Source organism: Parabacteroides sp., assembly GCF_977054455.1.
Genome location: NZ_CDRTCT010000017.1, coordinates 31,033 through 47,936 on the forward strand (window position 1 = coordinate 31,033; position 16,904 = coordinate 47,936).

Here is a 16,904-nt window from a genome sequence, read left to right on the forward strand (position 1 = left end):
ACTTACATCTACAGCCTCAGCCACCCCAGCCACCATCATCATCCCAGCCAGCAGTACACCTTTTATCCACCAATTGATTACTCTATTCATGGTCATATCGTTTGTCCTTTCTCCCCGAACCCGTTTCCCCATCTTCCACGTTTTCGGGTATATTTAATTTTTAAACTGAATTCAACCTATTTCCATTCTACTTGTCAGACAGTCCTTTATCCTGTCGGCAAGCAGTGCAAAAACTACTTACTAAGTAAACCCTCGTCTACTTAATAAGTAAACACACGCCTGCTTAGTAAGCAGACATACCCACTACTTATCGAGTAGATTTGAGCTTACTCGATAAGCAGATTGTTTATTTAAAAATCTTGGATTTAAGAATAGGCAGGTAACTCCTCTTTCATGATTCGGATAGTGTCCAAAAAGGCTTCAACTCTACACAAAGAGTCATCTATGATGATGGCTCAAAAGAACTAATTATCTTATCTTTACCAAAGAGCCACCTTGCCCAATGAGCCTAAGTCGAGATTTGCCGATTTTACACCCATCGCCCGGAAAGCCCGGACAATCGTTGAGAAATTGACGCTTTTTCCACTTTCTATTTTGGATATTTGCGCTCTCTTGACACCCATCAATTCACCCAATTGCTCTTGAGTGAGATTCTTGGATTCACGGGTTCGCTTAATGGCTTCACCGATTAGGAAATTGTTAATATCATCTTCATATTTTTCCCGTTCCGAAGTACCACGGACACCGATTACTCGATCCAGCATTTCCTCATGCGTATAAAGTTTCATCTGTTCCATATCATTTCTTTTTTAAGCCAAAATATAGTTTTCTCAATTCTTCTGCTTTCAAAATTTCTTTAAACGGCGTCCTTTGAGTCTTCTTGATTAAACCATGCGTCGCAACAACCAATGTCTCTTTATCTGTATCCCAAAATGCGAATAGACGATATGACATTCCATTATACAAGGTTCTAAATTCCCAAATATCAGAACTACCCATCTTTTTGAACAAAGCCTTATCAACCACCAACATTGCTTTTTCTATATTATAAGCAATCTTAGTTCTAACTTTTTCGTCCAAAGATTCCAAAAATCTGACAGCCTCATCCATATAGATTACTTTGAATTTCGCTTTTGTTTCCATAGTCGCAAGTTTATGCGACAAAGATAACAAAAGTTCCTATTAAGGAAACATCCTAAGCCATTTTTATTTCAGAATCTGCCTATATTCCAAATCCAATCATTTCAAAGAGCTCACCCAATTGCCAATTACTCAAACACCAACTCCAACTCATCCAACAGCAATACGCTGCTCGTGCTTCCCGTGAAGTAATCGCCATACTTGCTGGCGGAGGCTACGATCAGAATATATGTCGGTTTTGTTGTCAGGTCGCGATATTCCAGGTCAATACGGAACTGGGTATAATCCTTTACCGTTTCGCCCTGTATGAGTTGCCCGAAAGCAACAAGGTTTTCATTGTTCCAGGTCAGATCGACAAACGTTCCCGTATTGGTATTGACCGGGAAAGGAGCCGTCCAGTCTGAAAACAACGCCATATAGATATGACAGGAGTCACGCCGTCCCGCCAAATCCTGATAAGGTGCTTTCGCCTTGTCGATCACACCGGAGTTATACTTATAATATCCTCTCAATGCCGACGGACGGCCCGTATAAGGACGGCCGAAGTTCAAAGAAGCACCGCTCAATCCCTCTACCTTGCCGAATGTTCCCGTATAAAGGCTACCGGCAGCGAAGACACCCGCTACCGTCTTGCTTTCCAGACGCGCCGCCTTGCCACGAACCACATCGCTCGTTTCCGGTGAAGTCGGATTCGCCTCGCCTACTGCGTTGGAACCTTTGTTACCGGAATCCCAAAAATAGTTGTCCGGCTCCAGGTCCAGATTGGCATACCAGCTTTTCCCGTCTTTATACCAATCATCCAACGAAAGGTTCGGAATCAACTCGACAGGCTCCGTCTCGAATGTCTTCACCTCTTCTTTGACGCCGTCGACGGTCAATTCGTATTCATAGACTTTGCCCGGTTGCAGATGGGTAAACACCAACGTGAAATTACCCGATTCGTCGATATCTATCTCGCTCGAAAGTACTTCCAACCAACCTTCGTCCGTATCGGCCTTCGTCACCGCTTCGGGCTTGACACGATAGCGGGCAGAGACCATGCCTGTCCGTGTATTTCCTGTGACGCACGCACGTTTGGCAAAAGCCGACACCGTAGTAAAAGACATCCCTGCGGGCGGATAGGCAATACTGACCGTCCACTCTTTCGTCTCGCCGAAAGCAGTAAACAGGAAGGTACGGGGACGTGTAAAGTCGGTCACCGATTGCGGGTCGGGCATGACCGTTGCCGTCGAACCGCCCAAACTCAACGTTTCAATCTCAATATTGTGCAAAGAAGGTTGCAAAAGCGAGTCTACATATACAATTACATTGTGCGTATTCTTATCGATCAACGCACTGCCCAACTGGTTTTTCACCGTTACTCGTTGTTGGATATCATGCTCTACCGTCACTTTCCACGGATAATCCTGATATAGGCGAAGGGTAAACGAGACAGGCTTCTTAAAGTTCATGCGCGTATCGGCAGTAGGCGGCAAGCTGTCCGCATGGACAAAGCCCGTATCCGGGAAATGCGCAAAGTCGAGGCACGCCTCTTCATCGGGGATAATCGTCATGCCGTCTGTCACAATCATTTTCTCGATTTTAAGATTGGCCAGGTCCAGACTGTCCGCAACCTTGACAGCAATCGTAGCCGCTCCTTTATCTATCTTCATCTGAGTCTGCCCATGCAAGGCAAACTCATTGATTTCCCCCACGATTGTAGGATAAGGCAAATCGTTCTTCACGCATCCTGCCAAAAGAACAAGAACAACCGATAGTAGTATGAAATTCTTTCCTTTCTTCATAAATCAGTTACAGATAAAAGACTATGCCGAGATCTACCGACAGCAGGTTGATCTTGAAATTCGCCGAACTGGAAGTACGTTTGCCTTTATATACCTGATCACGCGTCTGATCGTACCAGTTAAAATTAAGCCCTGCCACGTTGATAGAGGCTTCCACGGCTGCAAAATCATTGACGAATACCGTGATACCGGGTGCGACACCGATATTCAGGTTATGTTTCAGCTGGTATAAGCCGGAGAAGTCGACTCCCGTTCCGGAACTTCCGTTACTTTCGGAATAGCCATACGACACCCTTGCTTCGTTGAACAACCCGAACCGTTTGCTATCGCCCAAATTCAGATAAGTGCGCAAAAAGACCGCAGTCGTAAACGTATTGGAAGTACTTTCGTAGTCGCTGACGTCAAAGCTCAAATCATCGCCCAACTCCAAAGACAGGTTATTCAGGTTCGTCACGGTACGCCCGTAAGCAAAACGTGCTCCCAAACTGATATTGTCACGTATGAAATAGCTGACCAATGGCGTCACCTTGAATGTATATCCATCGCTCGTTATATCCTTTAGCACGGAAAGAAACTCGAAGTTTTCGTCCACATGCTCGGAGTATGAGAACGTTGTCCCTACCATCCACTGTCCTTTCGGGATAAAGGTCTTCATGACAATCCCACGGTCGTACTTGTTTTTCTTTGCCTGGACGGGCAAAGAAAAACAAAGGACGGATAGGAACAGGAAAAAAAGATGTTTTTTCATTTATTCGTTATTAACTGGATTTACGGGAATATCTTTGTATTCCGTTTCTTTCAAACATTCTTGATTATAATCGTAAGACAAACTAAATTCGTCAACATACATGACACTGCTCGTCGAACCGGTAAACACATCGCCATCTTTACTTGAAGAAGCCATGATGATAATGTATATAGGGGTTTCGGGAGATGGCATCTTCCCTTTATAATATGTCAATGGTATAGAAAATTCCGTATATGTGTCCACATTTTCCGTTATTATCTTTTCACCATAGGCAAAGACACTTGATGCTTTTGGATCAAAACGAACCGGAGTACCTTGTAATGGAGACTTTACTATCTGAGTTTCCGTTGTTAATACAATATATATTATACCGACATCGGAACCACCTGCTTTCTTTTCATTACTTATATAATCAATATTACCAGGTAAATACTTATACCAGCCTTTAAAAAGAGTTGGAAAACCGATATATTGTTGTCCATATTGTAATGTTGCTCCACTTGTTCCCGCCTCTACTACAATTCCAGAAAATATACTACCTGCAGAAAATGCACCAAGTTTTAACAAATCAGAACCAGCAAACTGTGAAGTTAACTTCGCTGCTGCACTTCCTTCTTTACAATCATCTGTTTTTTGAAGTAATATTTTACTTCCCATCTTTGCACCCTTGTTGCCAGATTCCCAATATTCTCTTCCTTCCTTATTAACTCCACCCGGTCTATTATACCCTGGGTCTGTGTTCCAGTCTTCAAAACCCAAATTCGGAACCACCGAAGCCGCCTCAACCTTGAACTCCACAGCTCCACATACCATTGCCGGATCCTGTTCTGAAGCCAATTTATACGAATAAGTAACATCCGGCTTCAACCCTGTAACCAACGCCGATACATTCCCTTCATCCGTACGCTTTACATCTTTAATATCAATATTTAAGCCATCAGATGATGTCAATTGGAAATAAGCAGTCTCATCAACAGTAATCCCCCGCAATACGGCAAAAGTCGTCCAACAAATGGGGTCTTCGACAGCTGCTGCTACATCCGGCATGATCTTAACCGTAAACGATGCTTCTTTTTCCTGGTTACGGTCATCTACGAAAAGCACCTTGAAAAGATGCTCTGTCGGTTTGTCATTTACAGCCTTCAAATGTGATAACAATCCGGACAAATTCCAGATACAATCTACAAACTCAGCACTTTCCCCTAACTCCGGTGTCGGAGGATTACCAAGTCCTAATGCCTGTGCTGAAGTTGCACTTTGCGGATTCATCAAATCAAACTTGCTCAAACCGGCCTCTACAAATACAAGTGAAGTCGTTTCAACCAACACTTTTGAAAATTTGGTTTTCGTACCAACTTTATAAGTAATCCCTATTTGCGGCATTGTTTCAGAATTTTCCCGAAAAGAGAATACTCCATTTGTAAAATTATCACTCAAAGAAAAAGAGGTTATTCCCACACCAAACAAATCCTCTTTCCGTATAAAAATATCACACGTTATTTCGTCATGCTCCTCATCAATCGTCACATCAAAATCAGCACCAGCTTCCTGATCTCCTCCACCCGGATTAGCTATAGCGATGTTAAATATATAATGATACTGGGGATTAATATCCGGATATATCTTTCGAATCACAAACTCGTTACCATCCCGGTTTACCAACTTCAATGAAACAGTCAGCTCTTCCGGTGTAAAATAACCGGAACGATACTCATCACGGGTAAATGTCAAAGAACCGGAAGAGTTGCTTACAGTAGTACCATAATGAGAAAAATAGTTTTTCATATTCTCGGAATACAATACCGACACTTTCGTATTGGTTATCTTACAAACCACTTGTGCACTGGTGATCTCTCCTTGTTTGACTTCAACTTCTTCTTCTCCTCGATACAAAGGGGTTTCCCAGCCAGCCTCACCGGTATGATTCGAAGTAACGGCAACAATATATTTTCCCACAGGAAGCGTTATCCGCTGGTCTTTTACATCCGAAAGATAATCTTTATATGTATTAACCGTATCCCGATTCATATCCAACACATCTACCCGAAGCGACTCAAAAGTAACTCCCGTTTGCGCCTTGGTATGTAAAGTCGCATCTTCTTCTACATTCAGATAAAGGATTCCGGTCGGACATAAACTATTCTTATCTTCTGCACAAGATCCTAACAATCCAACCAACAGGCAAATTGCAATATATTTTATAGCATCAGTTAATGACTTCATTCCCATATTTATTTTTTATTCAAGACAATTTTTGCTTTATCTTCTTTTCCGTTTTTATCCTTTATATATATATTAAAAGTATTACTGCTACCAAACAAATCCGAGAAAGAAGAAATATCAAATTTCAGTTTGCCCTTCTCTCCTCTACTGGGCACAACCAATTTGTCTTTTTCCAGATTGACAAGCAGATCATTAATTCCCCCTAAAGAAGATGCATCTAATAAATCTACTGACAAACCTTCTATAACTCCACTAATCGTAATATTTGCAGTCAAAGCATCCAATCCCGCAGGCAAATACAAATAAACAATAATACTTTCTGTTTTTTCAGTAATTGTCTGAGGTGTATGCACATCGAAAGCCTTTCCATCAATCGTACCTGTTATCTCTGGTTCAGTTTTGGAAGGTTCCTCTCCCGGCTCATTTTCCCCCGGCGTACTCGGTTTATCTGGTTTATCCGGCTTATCCACTTCCACGAAATCGGAAGGCACTTCTATGACATAGTTCTTTTCAACCAGCGACACATCCACTTTGATGGTCGGGGCGGCAAAAGGATGTTCCGGATCTTCAGGTTCACCCGGTTCATCCGATCCCGGCTCGCTCGGTTCCGAAGGTTCGTCCGGTCCCGGGTTGTCGGGATTGCCGGGATCCGACGGTTCATCCGGCCGGGCATCGATGGCGTCCAGTTTGATATACAAATTGTTATGTTCCTTAATCTGTTCGTCTTTCGACAAGTCGCACGAATAGGTATAGGATTCCCCCTTATAGGTTGTCGTATAGATCGTAAAACGCAACGTCCCGGTATTCCGGAAATAGGCGGAACGCAACTCATCCGATGAAATCGTCAGCACCCCCGTCCCGTTGTCCACCACGATCGTATAATCACTTCTGAAACGGTCGAAGAAACGGTCAGAAAGGTCGAACTGTACCTTTTTATTCGACAAACGACAATTCGTCTCGATCTTCACCACCTCTTTGGCAGAAATCACGCAGGTCGTATCCCCTTCATAATAAGGAGCATCGAAACCGGCATCCGGATCGTCGCCGCTAAAAGCCCGTACCGTATATTTACCGGCAGGCAACAACAATTCGCCATCCGCCTTCAATGCCGCATACGAATCGTAGCTCTTCACCACCTGCCCCACGCTGTCGAGTATCGAGACACAGAAATCGTCCGTAGCCAAATATATATCCTCATTCTCCGTCTCCCCTTTCGTTCCGGGCACGGCTGCTTCCCGTTCTGCTACTACATGAAGATCCAGCAGGCCGACATTCTCCGGCACACCCTCTTCTTCATTTCCTTGTCCCTTGCCGAACAAATCCTTTTTCATCTCGCACGAGACGAAAAACAGCAGGCAGCACAACGCCCAATATGTAATCGGTTTTACCATACTCATTCTCCTATTCCATTAATGCACTTCTTAAAGATACAGTCTCCGGCTGGTCACCGGCATCCAGACGGATGATATAATACTCGCCCGTCTTAGGCGCATTCCCATTGTTCGTGATCCGCCAGACACGCTCCGGATATTTGTCGCCCCCCATAGTCATGGTCACTCTCACGACCAGTTCTTCACAGCCTTTCAGGAAATAGGCAGGCTTCATTTCGTCTTTCGAGAATTCATACGAGGCATCGCCGTTCGATACGTTCACCGTATAATCATAGTTTTCAGACTCCGTTTCCAGCAACTTCTGAAACTGTTCGGACAAATCCAACTCTACGCCCAAGCTTTTATAGGCACACTTCAACGTCACCTGCGTAATCCGCTTCTCCTCTATCACAAACGGATGGCCTCCGCCCTCCACTTCAAAATAAGGATTCTTGGAAACCTTTACCCCGTCAGGCTTGAACGAAGAGGCAAACGCCGTGTAGTCGCCGGTCGGCAGAATGACAGGCAGCCCTTCGTTGCGCATGGCTGTCAACGATGCAAACTCTTTGGCAACCTCTCCTTTGTCATTCAATATCTTTATATAGAAATCATCCGCCGAAACACCACTGAAATCGGCCGACCGCGTGATCACCGGTATCACCTGTTCGGTAGACATACCGGCAGCCACATTCAAGCCACCCGTATTGTTCGGAAAAACAACCAGATCATCTGCTTCGTTCCCACCACACCCCGCCATGCAGAGCAAAGCGAACGATCCTAAAATAGATAGTATATGCTTTTTCATTCTTCTATTATTCCTTATTTGTATTTTCTTGCGTAGGCAAAAACACTTTCACGTCAAAAGTAACCTCATCCGTTTCTTTCGGCTTTTCATTCGCATTATGCCCCTTAATGGAGAAATGGTATAAATAAAATGAAACCCCTTCTTCCGGACTCGGTGCTTTCAGATTATTCAGGGCATCCCACAAGAAAATCTGTCCGTTCTTTATGTTTTTCAGATTGATATTCCGGTTATCGCCGGATTGCCAAGAGAACTTTTGTTCTATCGCTTTCTTGACACCCTCATCCGTAGCAAGGTCTATGATCTCGGCTTCTTCCTCATACAAATCGTCTCTCCAATACTTGATCTTCAAAGAACCGACCCCGGCAAGCATCTTGAAACCGACCGTCATGCCATCGCCGGAGGTACCCTCCGCAACGGGTACTTCAACCACATCACCCGACTTAAAGTGAACGGGATGCAAATCCGGCTTGGTAAATTCTTCCCACATGAAATCCGGAATCTTGATCGAGTAATCATGGTTAGTCAATGTATCGTCCAACATGACATCCAACCCGATTCCGTTGAAAGCACCGCCATCCGTCTTGAATATCAAATGGACATTCTGCCGCCGCCCCAGCTTGATCGTACTGGGGACAAGATATGTACTCGATTGCTCTTCCCCCGTTTTCCGTACCCGGATCCGGACCGTCATATCCGTCCCTTCTTTCGCAACTTGGAGATAGGCAGGGCGTGATTCTTCCTTGGCAATCTCAAACTCGTCCGAGGTGAAAGGAGTGCTGAGCAGCACGGCATAATCGTCATATGCTTCCTGGAATACGGAAGTATATTCCACCGTCACCCGCGCATTGCCCAACGAGCAAACGACGTCCAGAGGGGTGTTCATACCGGATTTGACCGTAAAATCGGCGCTTCCTTCAAAATAAGGGTTTTCGAAAGCAGCGGATAAGTTGTCGCCTTTGGAGGCGACAAGAGTATAATAACCTTCCGGCAGTTCGATTTCCGAAGGCATTTGGTCAAAGCGGTCGAAAGAGCGGACTGTGTCGGAGACTTGGCCGATACAGATGCGATAGTCGGCCATCATCAGGAAACGGTCGAACTCGTTCGAGCCAACCGATTTGGTGGCATTACTGACACCTTTGTTGACCGAAACCGTATCAGCCGCCAAGGAAAGCTGCAATTTCCCGGAACCTATCGTTCCGACACGTTCGGAATCACAAGAAAAAAATGTTAACAAACAAGTTAACATAAAAGCTGTTAAAGTCGTTATTTTCTTCACCCTATACTTACTTGTACTCTTTTTCATTGAAAAGAGACTGTTATCTGATAAAAATTCCTTGCAAAGGAACAGTTATTCTTCAAATCCGACAAGGTCTATTTATATTATTACCTGTCCTATTTTTTAGATCAAGAACTCCATCTATCCACATATAGAAGTATTTAGCCACGATAATATATCCATTTTATCATATTTACCACAATCTTTTTTTGCAGATCAAACATCATATTCAAGAAAAATCAATATCTTTGTCTCCAACCTTTCCAACCATACCATGCAAATAGAAAACAACATACCCAAAATAGACCTTCCCGAAAACTGGATCATCGGGCAGCTCTCGAAAAACGACATTGGATTGCTCAACTTATATGCGAACAATCCATGTCGGTTGAAAGCCGGAATTTTCGTCCTGTGCCTGCAGGGGGATCTGGAAGCCTCCATCAATCTGGCACGCTACCGAGTGATGCCGGGAAGTTTTATCACGCTTCCGCCGGGCACGATCTTGCAAATACACAAGGCAGAAGGAGACTTGGAAATCTATTTCATGGGGTTCTCGTCTTGTTTCATCGAACAAGCGAAAATCAATTATTCTGCCATGGACATCTATTATGCAGTCAAGGACAGCCCGGTCGTAGAATTGGAAAAACAACCTGCCGGGTTGTTGAAAGACTATTTCTCGTTGCTCCTCAACACATACGAATTTTGCGATGGCATACTGAACAACGCCAACCTCTTGAACCATCTTTTCTCTGGAATCCTCATGGGAGTAAGCGCCTTATATAAAGATAAAATCAAAGACAATTCCAATCTGTCCAAATCCGAACAGACCAGCAAAAACTTCAACCGACTGGTTATGCAGAACTATACCACGCAACGAAACGTTGCGTGGTATGCCAAAAAGCTTGGCATAACGCAGGCACATCTCAGCACAATCGTCAGGCAGACGACCGGCAAAACCTGCATTGACATCATTACCTCGATGGTAATCATGGATGCCAAGGCGCAACTGAAATCAACGAACCTCAGCATCCATGACATCGCCTATTCACTGAATTTCACCAATATGTCGTTCTTCGGGAAGTACTTCAAACGCCACGTAGGCATGAGTCCGCTGGAATACCGGAACAGTTAAAAGGAAAAAGGGACAGACATAAGCCAGACCTACTATCGGCATGTTATCAAACATATAAAAAAACAAATAATAACCGCATAAAAGATTGGACAAGTGTTTTTTTATACCTTCCTTTGCCATGTCTTTCGATGGGGACATCAAGGAAAGGCTAACGACGGTTTATGGCTAGAGCAAACACTCTTGGCACGAAGCCTTTGAGCTGTAAACACGAACGCAAACCAAAACTTTAATTATGAATTGGTAGAAATGGGGAGTCTAGCCTGGGGCAGGGAGACTCCCCTTGCCATTTCTATACTATCATGATTCAAATGACGACGACAGCTATTTTGCTGTCGTCATATACTTGGCGATATCCATCAGCCACTTTCCCAACTCTTTTCCCATAGGAAATATAGGTATTATTTTGATATCTAATTAAATTCCCGCGGTTTATTTTTACGTTCCCCACGTCTCCCTGTCCAGGCTCCGGTATTGTATGGCTTCCGCCAGATGGCGTGCTTCGATATTCGGAGAGGCTTCCAGGTCGGCGATCGTACGGGAGACTTTCAGGATGCGGTCGTAGGCGCGGGCGGAAAGATTGAGGCGCTGCATGGCGACCTTCAGCAAAGAGAGGCCGGCGGCATCGGGCACGGCATATTCATGAAGCAGCCTGGAGTTCATCTGGGCATTGCTGTAAATGCCCTCATGCCCGGCGAAGCGTTTTTCCTGGATGGCGCGGGCTTTCATCACGCGCTCGCGTATCGTTTCGCTACATTCGGAAGGGCGGCCGTCCGATATCTTCTCGAAAGGGACCGGCACGACTTCCACCTGTATATCGATCCGGTCGAGCAGAGGGCCGGAAACGCGGTTCATATACTTCTGGACTGCTCCCGGCGAACACAGGCAAGGACGATCGGGATGGTTATAATATCCGCAGGGACAAGGATTCATCGAGGCAACCAACATGAAGTTTGCCGGATAATCGACTGAAAAACGGGCACGGGAAACCGTTATCGTCCGGTCTTCCAGAGGTTGGCGCATGACTTCGAGCACGCTCCGGTTAAATTCGGGCAATTCATCCAAAAACAAGATTCCGTTATGCGCCAGGCTGATCTCTCCCGGCTGCGGGAAAGCGCCTCCGCCGACCATCGCCACATTCGAGATCGTGTGATGGGGCGAGCGGAACGGGCGTTGCGTCATCAGGGATGTGTCCAGCCCGATCTTGCCGGCGACCGAATGTATCTTGGTGGTCTCCAGCGACTCCTGCAAGGTAAAAGGCGGCAAGATGGAAGGAAGACGTTTCGCAAGCATCGACTTGCCGCTCCCCGGCGGGCCGATCAGGATCAGGTTGTGGCTTCCGGCGGCGGCTACTTCCATCGCACGCTTCACATTCTCCTGTCCGCGCACATCCGAGAAGTCCGCTTCAAACTGAAGCTGCCGGGCATAAAACTCTTCACGGGTATTGACAACCGTCGGTTCCAGGTCCCGCTTTCCCGCAATGAACTCGATCACCTCCTTGATGGTCGAAACACCGTACACTTCCAAGTTGTTGACAACAGCGGCCTCGCGGGCATTCTGCTTGGGAACGATAAAACCTTTGAATCCCTCTTCACGCGCCTTGACCGCGATCGGCAGGATTCCCTTTACCGGCTTCAAGCTGCCGTCCAAAGAGAGTTCTCCCATCATCATGTAATGACTCAACCGGGAGGCATCCAGCTCTTCGGCCGCCGCCAGGATACCGATCGCAAGCGGCAAGTCATACGACGAACCTTCCTTCCGGATATCGGCAGGCGCCATATTGATCACAATGCGGTTACGGGGGAACTTGTAACCGCTTACCTGAAGAGCGGAAATAATGCGCTCATGGCTTTCACGGACAGCCACGTCGGGCAACCCTACCAAAAAGAACTGGATACCTTTCGTGCAATTCACTTCGATCGTAACGACCGTTGCCGATATACCCTGCACGGCGGCAGCATAAGATTTGACTAACATAGTTAAAGATTTATGATTTATAATTTATGATTTATGGGTCTGGATTTATGAGGCCGGATTTATGATTTAGGGATAGCAACATTGCATAAATCAGAAATCAGAAATTCCTACTCCATCAGCTTTTCCAACGTCTGCTTTATCTCGACCCCATTGTCCGTTTTCAAGATGATCTTTCCTTCTTCATCGATCAGGAAACAACGGGGCAAGGCACTTACATTATACAGATCGACCAACATGGCTGCCTGTCCGGCGGAATCGGTAACCAGATTCCAGTCGATGCTATCCTTTGCAATCACTTTCCGTACTTCGGCTTGGTCGTCATCCAAGCTGATCAGCAACATGTCCACCTTCTCTTTCGGATATTTCATTGCCACTTCATCCAAATACAGGTCTTCCGTCTGGCACATATCGCACCAGGGAGCCGTGAATGCAAGCAGCAAATATTTCTTAGGAAAAGAATCCAGGCTGACAGGAGTCCCGTAAATGTTCTTCACATTGAAACCGGGCGCCTCGGCCCCCAAAGCAGTCCTTTTTGCCCGCGTACTATATTCCTGTAGCTTTCGTACCAGATAGAAATCATTCAGTTTCGGACTCAGCACCGCCAGCAGTTCGTCCATTCGCCGGGTATCGTCGGGATGGTTAAAGTAGTGTTGTATCAATACGACGGAAGCTTCTTCGTCCGGATATTTCTTAATGGCGGCGGCAGCCTCCTCGTTCAACAGATGGTTCACATTCGCCAGGCGCGAGGCCATATCCGTTTCCTCTATCGAGCCGTTGGCGTTTTCCTGGTTCTTCTTGTTCAGTTGGCGGATCAGGTCGGCCTGTTCCTTCAACAAAGGAGCCATTTCTTTTTTTATCGCGGAAAGACGGTCATTGATCCGCCCTCCTTTGACACGCAACAGAGCGGGATAATCAGCATCTCCGGTGATCGTCACCTTCTCTCCCTTTTCCAGATAAGCCGTAACCCAATGCATTTTATCGGCAAAGAAAAGCGTCACTTCCCGAAAATCGCCCTCTTTCTTTTCGATCAAGAATTCGCCCGGCTTCTCGCAAGTCACCGTATCTACGACTTTTATCTCATCATTCTCGAAAACGGCATATAAGGTCTGATCCTCCAGATTGGTAAGTTTGCCTTCTATCCGGTAAGCAATATCTCCGCCACACGATGACAAAGACACAATAATCCCTACGACCAGTAATAAACGTCTAATCATGTTATACCTCACATCCCACATTAACAGATAATTCGGGGTAAAGATAGGAATAGATTTTAAAACATCCTAACAATTATGCTAAAATTAATGTATATATACAAAAAAAGCGCAGAACCGAAGTCTGCGCTTTTTTATAATCGTCTTTTATTACAATTTCGGACCGGCAGCAACCAGCTTCTTACCGGCTTCGTTGCCTGTGAACTTAGCGAAGTTCTTGATGAAACGGCCAGCCAGATCTTTTGCTTTTTCGTCCCACTGTGCAGGATCAGCATAAGTATCGCGCGGATCCAGGATCTTCGGATCAACACCCGGCAATTCTGTCGGTACGACGAAATCGAAGTACGGGATAACTTTTGTCGGAGCTTTGTCGATAGAGCCGTCCAGGATAGCATCGATGATACCTCTTGTATCTTTGATAGAGATACGTTTGCCGGTACCGTTCCAACCCGTGTTGACCAAATAAGCCTTAGCACCGGTCATTTCCATCTTTTTAACCAATTCTTCACCGTATTTTGTCGGGTGCAGTGACAAGAAAGCAGCACCGAAGCAAGCGGAGAATGTCGGAGTCGGTTCAGTGATACCACGTTCCGTACCGGCCAATTTAGCTGTGAAACCAGACAGGAAGTAATACTGAGTCTGTTCCGGGTTCAGGATAGATACCGGAGGCAATACGCCGAATGCATCGGCAGACAGGAAGATAACCTGTTTTGCGTGCGGGCCTTTGGAAACCGGTTTAACGATGTTTTCGATATGATAGATCGGATAAGAAACACGGGTGTTTTCCGTTACGCTCTTATCAGCGAAGTCGATCGTACCGTCAGCAGCAACTGTAACGTTTTCAAGAAGAGCGTCGCGTTTGATAGCGTTGTAGATATCCGGTTCGCTTTCTTTGTCCAGGTTGATAACCTTAGCATAGCAACCGCCTTCGTAGTTGAATACGCCTTCGTTATCCCATCCGTGTTCGTCATCACCGATCAACAGACGTTTCGGGTCGGTAGACAAAGTAGTCTTACCTGTACCGGACAAACCGAAGAAGATAGCAGAGCTCTTGCCTTCTTTATCCGTGTTAGCGGAGCAGTGCATAGAAGCGATGCCACGCAACGGGTTCAGATAGTTCATGATAGAGAAGATACCTTTCTTCATTTCACCGCCGTACCAAGTGTTCAGGATCACCTGTTCTTTAGTCTTCAGGTTGAAAACAGTAGCAGTTTCAGAGTTCAGGCCCAATTCCTTGAAGTTTTCAACTTTAGCCTTGGCAGCGTTGAAAGAAACGAAATCAGGTTCTCCGTAATTAGCCAGTTCTTCAGCTGTCGGGCGGATGAACATGTTAGTCACGAAGTGTGCCTGCCATGCTACTTCCATGATGAAACGCACTTTCAGGCGAGTGGCTTCGTTAGCGCCGCAGAAAGTATCGACAACGAACAGACGTTTGCCTGACAATTCTTTTACAGCTTTAGCTTTCAGATCAGCCCAAGCTTCTTCAGAACAAGGCTTGTTATCGTTTTTATATTCTTCAGAAGTCCACCATACTGAATCTTCGCTGGCTTCGTTCTTTACGAAAAATTTATCTTTAGGAGAACGGCCTGTGTAAACACCGGTCATCACGTTTACAGCACCCAGTTCAGTTACCTGACCTTTTTCAAAGCCTTCCAAACCCGGTTTTGTTTCTTCTGCGAACAGAACATCGTAAGACGGATTGTGAATGATTTCTTTCACATCTTTAATTCCGTACTTGCTTAAATCTAATGTAGCCATCTTGAAATAAATTTAATTGATTGACTTTATATAACTTTTCTCTCTACTCGATGTTAATACACAAGGCAAATCATCTCTATTTTCACTTGCTGTTCCCTCGCCTTGTTAATCGCGGTACAAAAGTAATACAAATTTTCATAGAACATACTGAATTAAGGAAATTTTTCAGTAATAATTATACTTTTCCATGCTGTTAACACCAAACACTACCATTTTGTAACATAGAGTTTGCAAATCAGGTACTTTTATCCAAAAACAGCATCATGAAAGGCCCAACGTCTCGATTCCGTACTTTTCAGCGGAACGTGCCTTGTAGCCCTTCAGGATTTCTATGATTTCGGCGGTTGTCTTCATTGCTATATCCTTTTGTTCCACACAAGATATAAATATAAACAAGAAAAGCTGTAAACCCTTGTCTATTTTTTCAGGGTTTACAGCTTTCTTATACAGACAGGCGTATTGCCTTATTTTACTTCCCAGATTTCTCCGCTCATCAGATAATCCTGCAATTTGCGGATCGGGTTCTTGGCCTGGACTTCTTCGATCTGCTGGTGGACAGCTTCATCGTAGGTCGGAGCGTCCACATCACGGATCACACCGAGTGCGATCGGCATGTCTCCGCTCATCATGGCAAGCATCATGTGCAGGGTGTTATCCTTCTCATGTGCGTCGTGTACCAGGACATCATCCAACGTATAACCATCCTGTCCGATTGTTACAGCTTTCAGTTTCAAACCTTCCAACACGATACCCTTTTCGTTGTCCTTGCCGAACAGCATCTTTTCGCCGTGGCGCAGGAAGATCGTACGGTCGGCACGAAATTCCTTGTCGACAATCTTTTTATGGATACCGTCGTTGAAGATCACGCAGTTCACCAGCACCTCGGTCACGGAAGCGCCTTTGTGGCGAGCGGAAGCAGCCAGCACTTCGGTCGTGTTCTTCAGATCCACATCGATCACGCGGGCAAAGAAGTTGCCACGGGCGCCCAGAGCCAGTTCAGCCGGGATAAATGGATCTTCGACCGTCCCGTAAGGAGAACTCTTGGATACGAAACCACGATCGGAAGTCGGGGAATACTGCCCCTTCGTCAGACCATAGATCTTGTTGTTGAACAATACGATATTCAGATCCACGTTACGGCGGACAGCATGGATAAAGTGGTTACCGCCGATCGCCAGACAGTCGCCGTCGCCGGTAATCAACCAGACACTCAGGTCGGGACGGGCCGTCTTCACGCCGGTAGCGATAGCAGCACCGCGACCGTGGATCGTATGGAAACCGTATGTGTTCATATAATAAGGTAAACGGGAAGAACACCCGATACCCGAGATAACAGCCATCTTATGAGGAGCCACTCCTACTTCGGCCATTGCTTTGTGCAAGCAGTTCAACACGGCATGGTCTCCACAACCCGGACACCAGCGTACATACTGATCGCTCTTATAATCTTTCGGTTGAAATTTTACTTCTTCAGTTGCCATCT

At 45.6% G+C, this 16,904-nt stretch carries 13 protein-coding genes; 1 reads left to right on the top strand and 12 read right to left on the bottom strand.

Annotation, left to right across the window (positions count from 1 at the left end):
* Positions 1 to 479: 479 nt before the first annotated feature.
* The 8 genes from ACW6QF_RS10005 to ACW6QF_RS10040 all read right to left on the bottom strand — a co-directional run bounded on the left by ACW6QF_RS10005 (position 480) and on the right by ACW6QF_RS10040 (position 9,304).
* Entirely contained in the window at positions 480 to 797 is a 318-nt protein-coding gene (locus ACW6QF_RS10005) for a helix-turn-helix domain-containing protein (protein ID WP_456087703.1), read from the bottom strand.
* A 1-nt stretch (position 798) separates the two neighbouring features.
* Complete coding sequence (locus ACW6QF_RS10010) at positions 799 to 1,143, bottom strand: type II toxin-antitoxin system RelE/ParE family toxin (protein ID WP_456087704.1); 345 nt, start codon at positions 1,141 to 1,143, stop codon at positions 799 to 801.
* A 125-nt stretch (positions 1,144 to 1,268) separates the two neighbouring features.
* Positions 1,269 to 2,924 (bottom strand): PCMD domain-containing protein, encoded by a 1,656-nt coding sequence (locus tag ACW6QF_RS10015; protein ID WP_456087705.1) that lies wholly within the window; start codon positions 2,922 to 2,924, stop codon positions 1,269 to 1,271.
* Between the two features lie 7 nt (positions 2,925 to 2,931).
* On the bottom strand, positions 2,932 to 3,672 hold the full coding sequence (locus ACW6QF_RS10020) for a hypothetical protein (protein ID WP_456087706.1): 741 nt from the start codon (positions 3,670 to 3,672) through the stop codon (positions 2,932 to 2,934).
* Positions 3,673 to 5,895: a DUF4493 domain-containing protein gene (locus ACW6QF_RS10025; protein ID WP_456087707.1), complete on the bottom strand. Its 2,223-nt coding sequence runs from the start codon at positions 5,893 to 5,895 to the stop codon at positions 3,673 to 3,675. It abuts the gene before it with no gap.
* A gap of 8 nt (positions 5,896 to 5,903) precedes the next feature.
* Positions 5,904 to 7,292, bottom strand: a complete 1,389-nt coding sequence (locus tag ACW6QF_RS10030) for a DUF4493 domain-containing protein (RefSeq protein ID WP_456087708.1) — start codon at positions 7,290 to 7,292, stop codon at positions 5,904 to 5,906.
* Positions 7,293 to 7,296: 4 nt separating this feature from the next.
* Complete coding sequence (locus tag ACW6QF_RS10035) at positions 7,297 to 8,070, bottom strand: DUF4493 domain-containing protein (protein ID WP_456087709.1); 774 nt, start codon at positions 8,068 to 8,070, stop codon at positions 7,297 to 7,299.
* Positions 8,071 to 8,077: 7 nt separating this feature from the next.
* Positions 8,078 to 9,304: a DUF4493 domain-containing protein gene (locus ACW6QF_RS10040; protein ID WP_456087710.1), complete on the bottom strand. Its 1,227-nt coding sequence runs from the start codon at positions 9,302 to 9,304 to the stop codon at positions 8,078 to 8,080.
* Between the two features lie 322 nt (positions 9,305 to 9,626).
* On the opposite strand from ACW6QF_RS10040, the gene ACW6QF_RS10045 reads away from it, so the two are divergent.
* Positions 9,627 to 10,478, top strand: a complete 852-nt coding sequence (locus tag ACW6QF_RS10045; protein WP_456087757.1) for an AraC family transcriptional regulator — start codon at positions 9,627 to 9,629, stop codon at positions 10,476 to 10,478.
* A gap of 435 nt (positions 10,479 to 10,913) precedes the next feature.
* On the opposite strand, the gene ACW6QF_RS10050 is transcribed toward ACW6QF_RS10045, so the two are convergent.
* The 4 genes from ACW6QF_RS10050 to ACW6QF_RS10065 form a co-directional block, all read right to left on the bottom strand.
* Positions 10,914 to 12,452 carry a YifB family Mg chelatase-like AAA ATPase gene (locus tag ACW6QF_RS10050; protein ID WP_456087711.1) on the bottom strand — a complete coding sequence of 513 codons (1,539 nt, stop codon included), beginning with the start codon at positions 12,450 to 12,452 and terminating at the stop codon, positions 10,914 to 10,916.
* Between the two features lie 107 nt (positions 12,453 to 12,559).
* Positions 12,560 to 13,666 (bottom strand): redoxin domain-containing protein, encoded by a 1,107-nt coding sequence (locus ACW6QF_RS10055; protein ID WP_456087712.1) that lies wholly within the window; start codon positions 13,664 to 13,666, stop codon positions 12,560 to 12,562.
* A gap of 147 nt (positions 13,667 to 13,813) precedes the next feature.
* On the bottom strand, positions 13,814 to 15,421 hold the full coding sequence (gene pckA / locus ACW6QF_RS10060) for a phosphoenolpyruvate carboxykinase (ATP) (protein ID WP_298554030.1): 1,608 nt from the start codon (positions 15,419 to 15,421) through the stop codon (positions 13,814 to 13,816).
* A gap of 464 nt (positions 15,422 to 15,885) precedes the next feature.
* Complete coding sequence (locus tag ACW6QF_RS10065; RefSeq protein ID WP_298554022.1) at positions 15,886 to 16,902, bottom strand: 2-oxoacid:ferredoxin oxidoreductase subunit beta; 1,017 nt, start codon at positions 16,900 to 16,902, stop codon at positions 15,886 to 15,888.
* Positions 16,903 to 16,904: the final 2 nt, after the last annotated feature.

Coding starts and splice junctions, on each gene's coding strand:
- ACW6QF_RS10065 (WP_298554022.1), bottom strand. CDS start 16,902: ATGGCAACTGAAGAAGTAAAATTTCAACCGAAAGATTATAAGAGCGAT.
- ACW6QF_RS10055 (WP_456087712.1), bottom strand. CDS start 13,666: ATGATTAGACGTTTATTACTGGTCGTAGGGATTATTGTGTCTTTGTCA.
- ACW6QF_RS10050 (WP_456087711.1), bottom strand. CDS start 12,452: ATGTTAGTCAAATCTTATGCTGCCGCCGTGCAGGGTATATCGGCAACG.
- ACW6QF_RS10035 (WP_456087709.1), bottom strand. CDS start 8,070: ATGAAAAAGCATATACTATCTATTTTAGGATCGTTCGCTTTGCTCTGC.
- ACW6QF_RS10015 (WP_456087705.1), bottom strand. CDS start 2,924: ATGAAGAAAGGAAAGAATTTCATACTACTATCGGTTGTTCTTGTTCTT.
- ACW6QF_RS10025 (WP_456087707.1), bottom strand. CDS start 5,895: ATGAAGTCATTAACTGATGCTATAAAATATATTGCAATTTGCCTGTTG.
- ACW6QF_RS10005 (WP_456087703.1), bottom strand. CDS start 797: ATGGAACAGATGAAACTTTATACGCATGAGGAAATGCTGGATCGAGTA.
- pckA (WP_298554030.1), bottom strand. CDS start 15,421: ATGGCTACATTAGATTTAAGCAAGTACGGAATTAAAGATGTGAAAGAA.
- ACW6QF_RS10020 (WP_456087706.1), bottom strand. CDS start 3,672: ATGAAAAAACATCTTTTTTTCCTGTTCCTATCCGTCCTTTGTTTTTCT.
- ACW6QF_RS10010 (WP_456087704.1), bottom strand. CDS start 1,143: ATGGAAACAAAAGCGAAATTCAAAGTAATCTATATGGATGAGGCTGTC.
- ACW6QF_RS10030 (WP_456087708.1), bottom strand. CDS start 7,292: ATGAGTATGGTAAAACCGATTACATATTGGGCGTTGTGCTGCCTGCTG.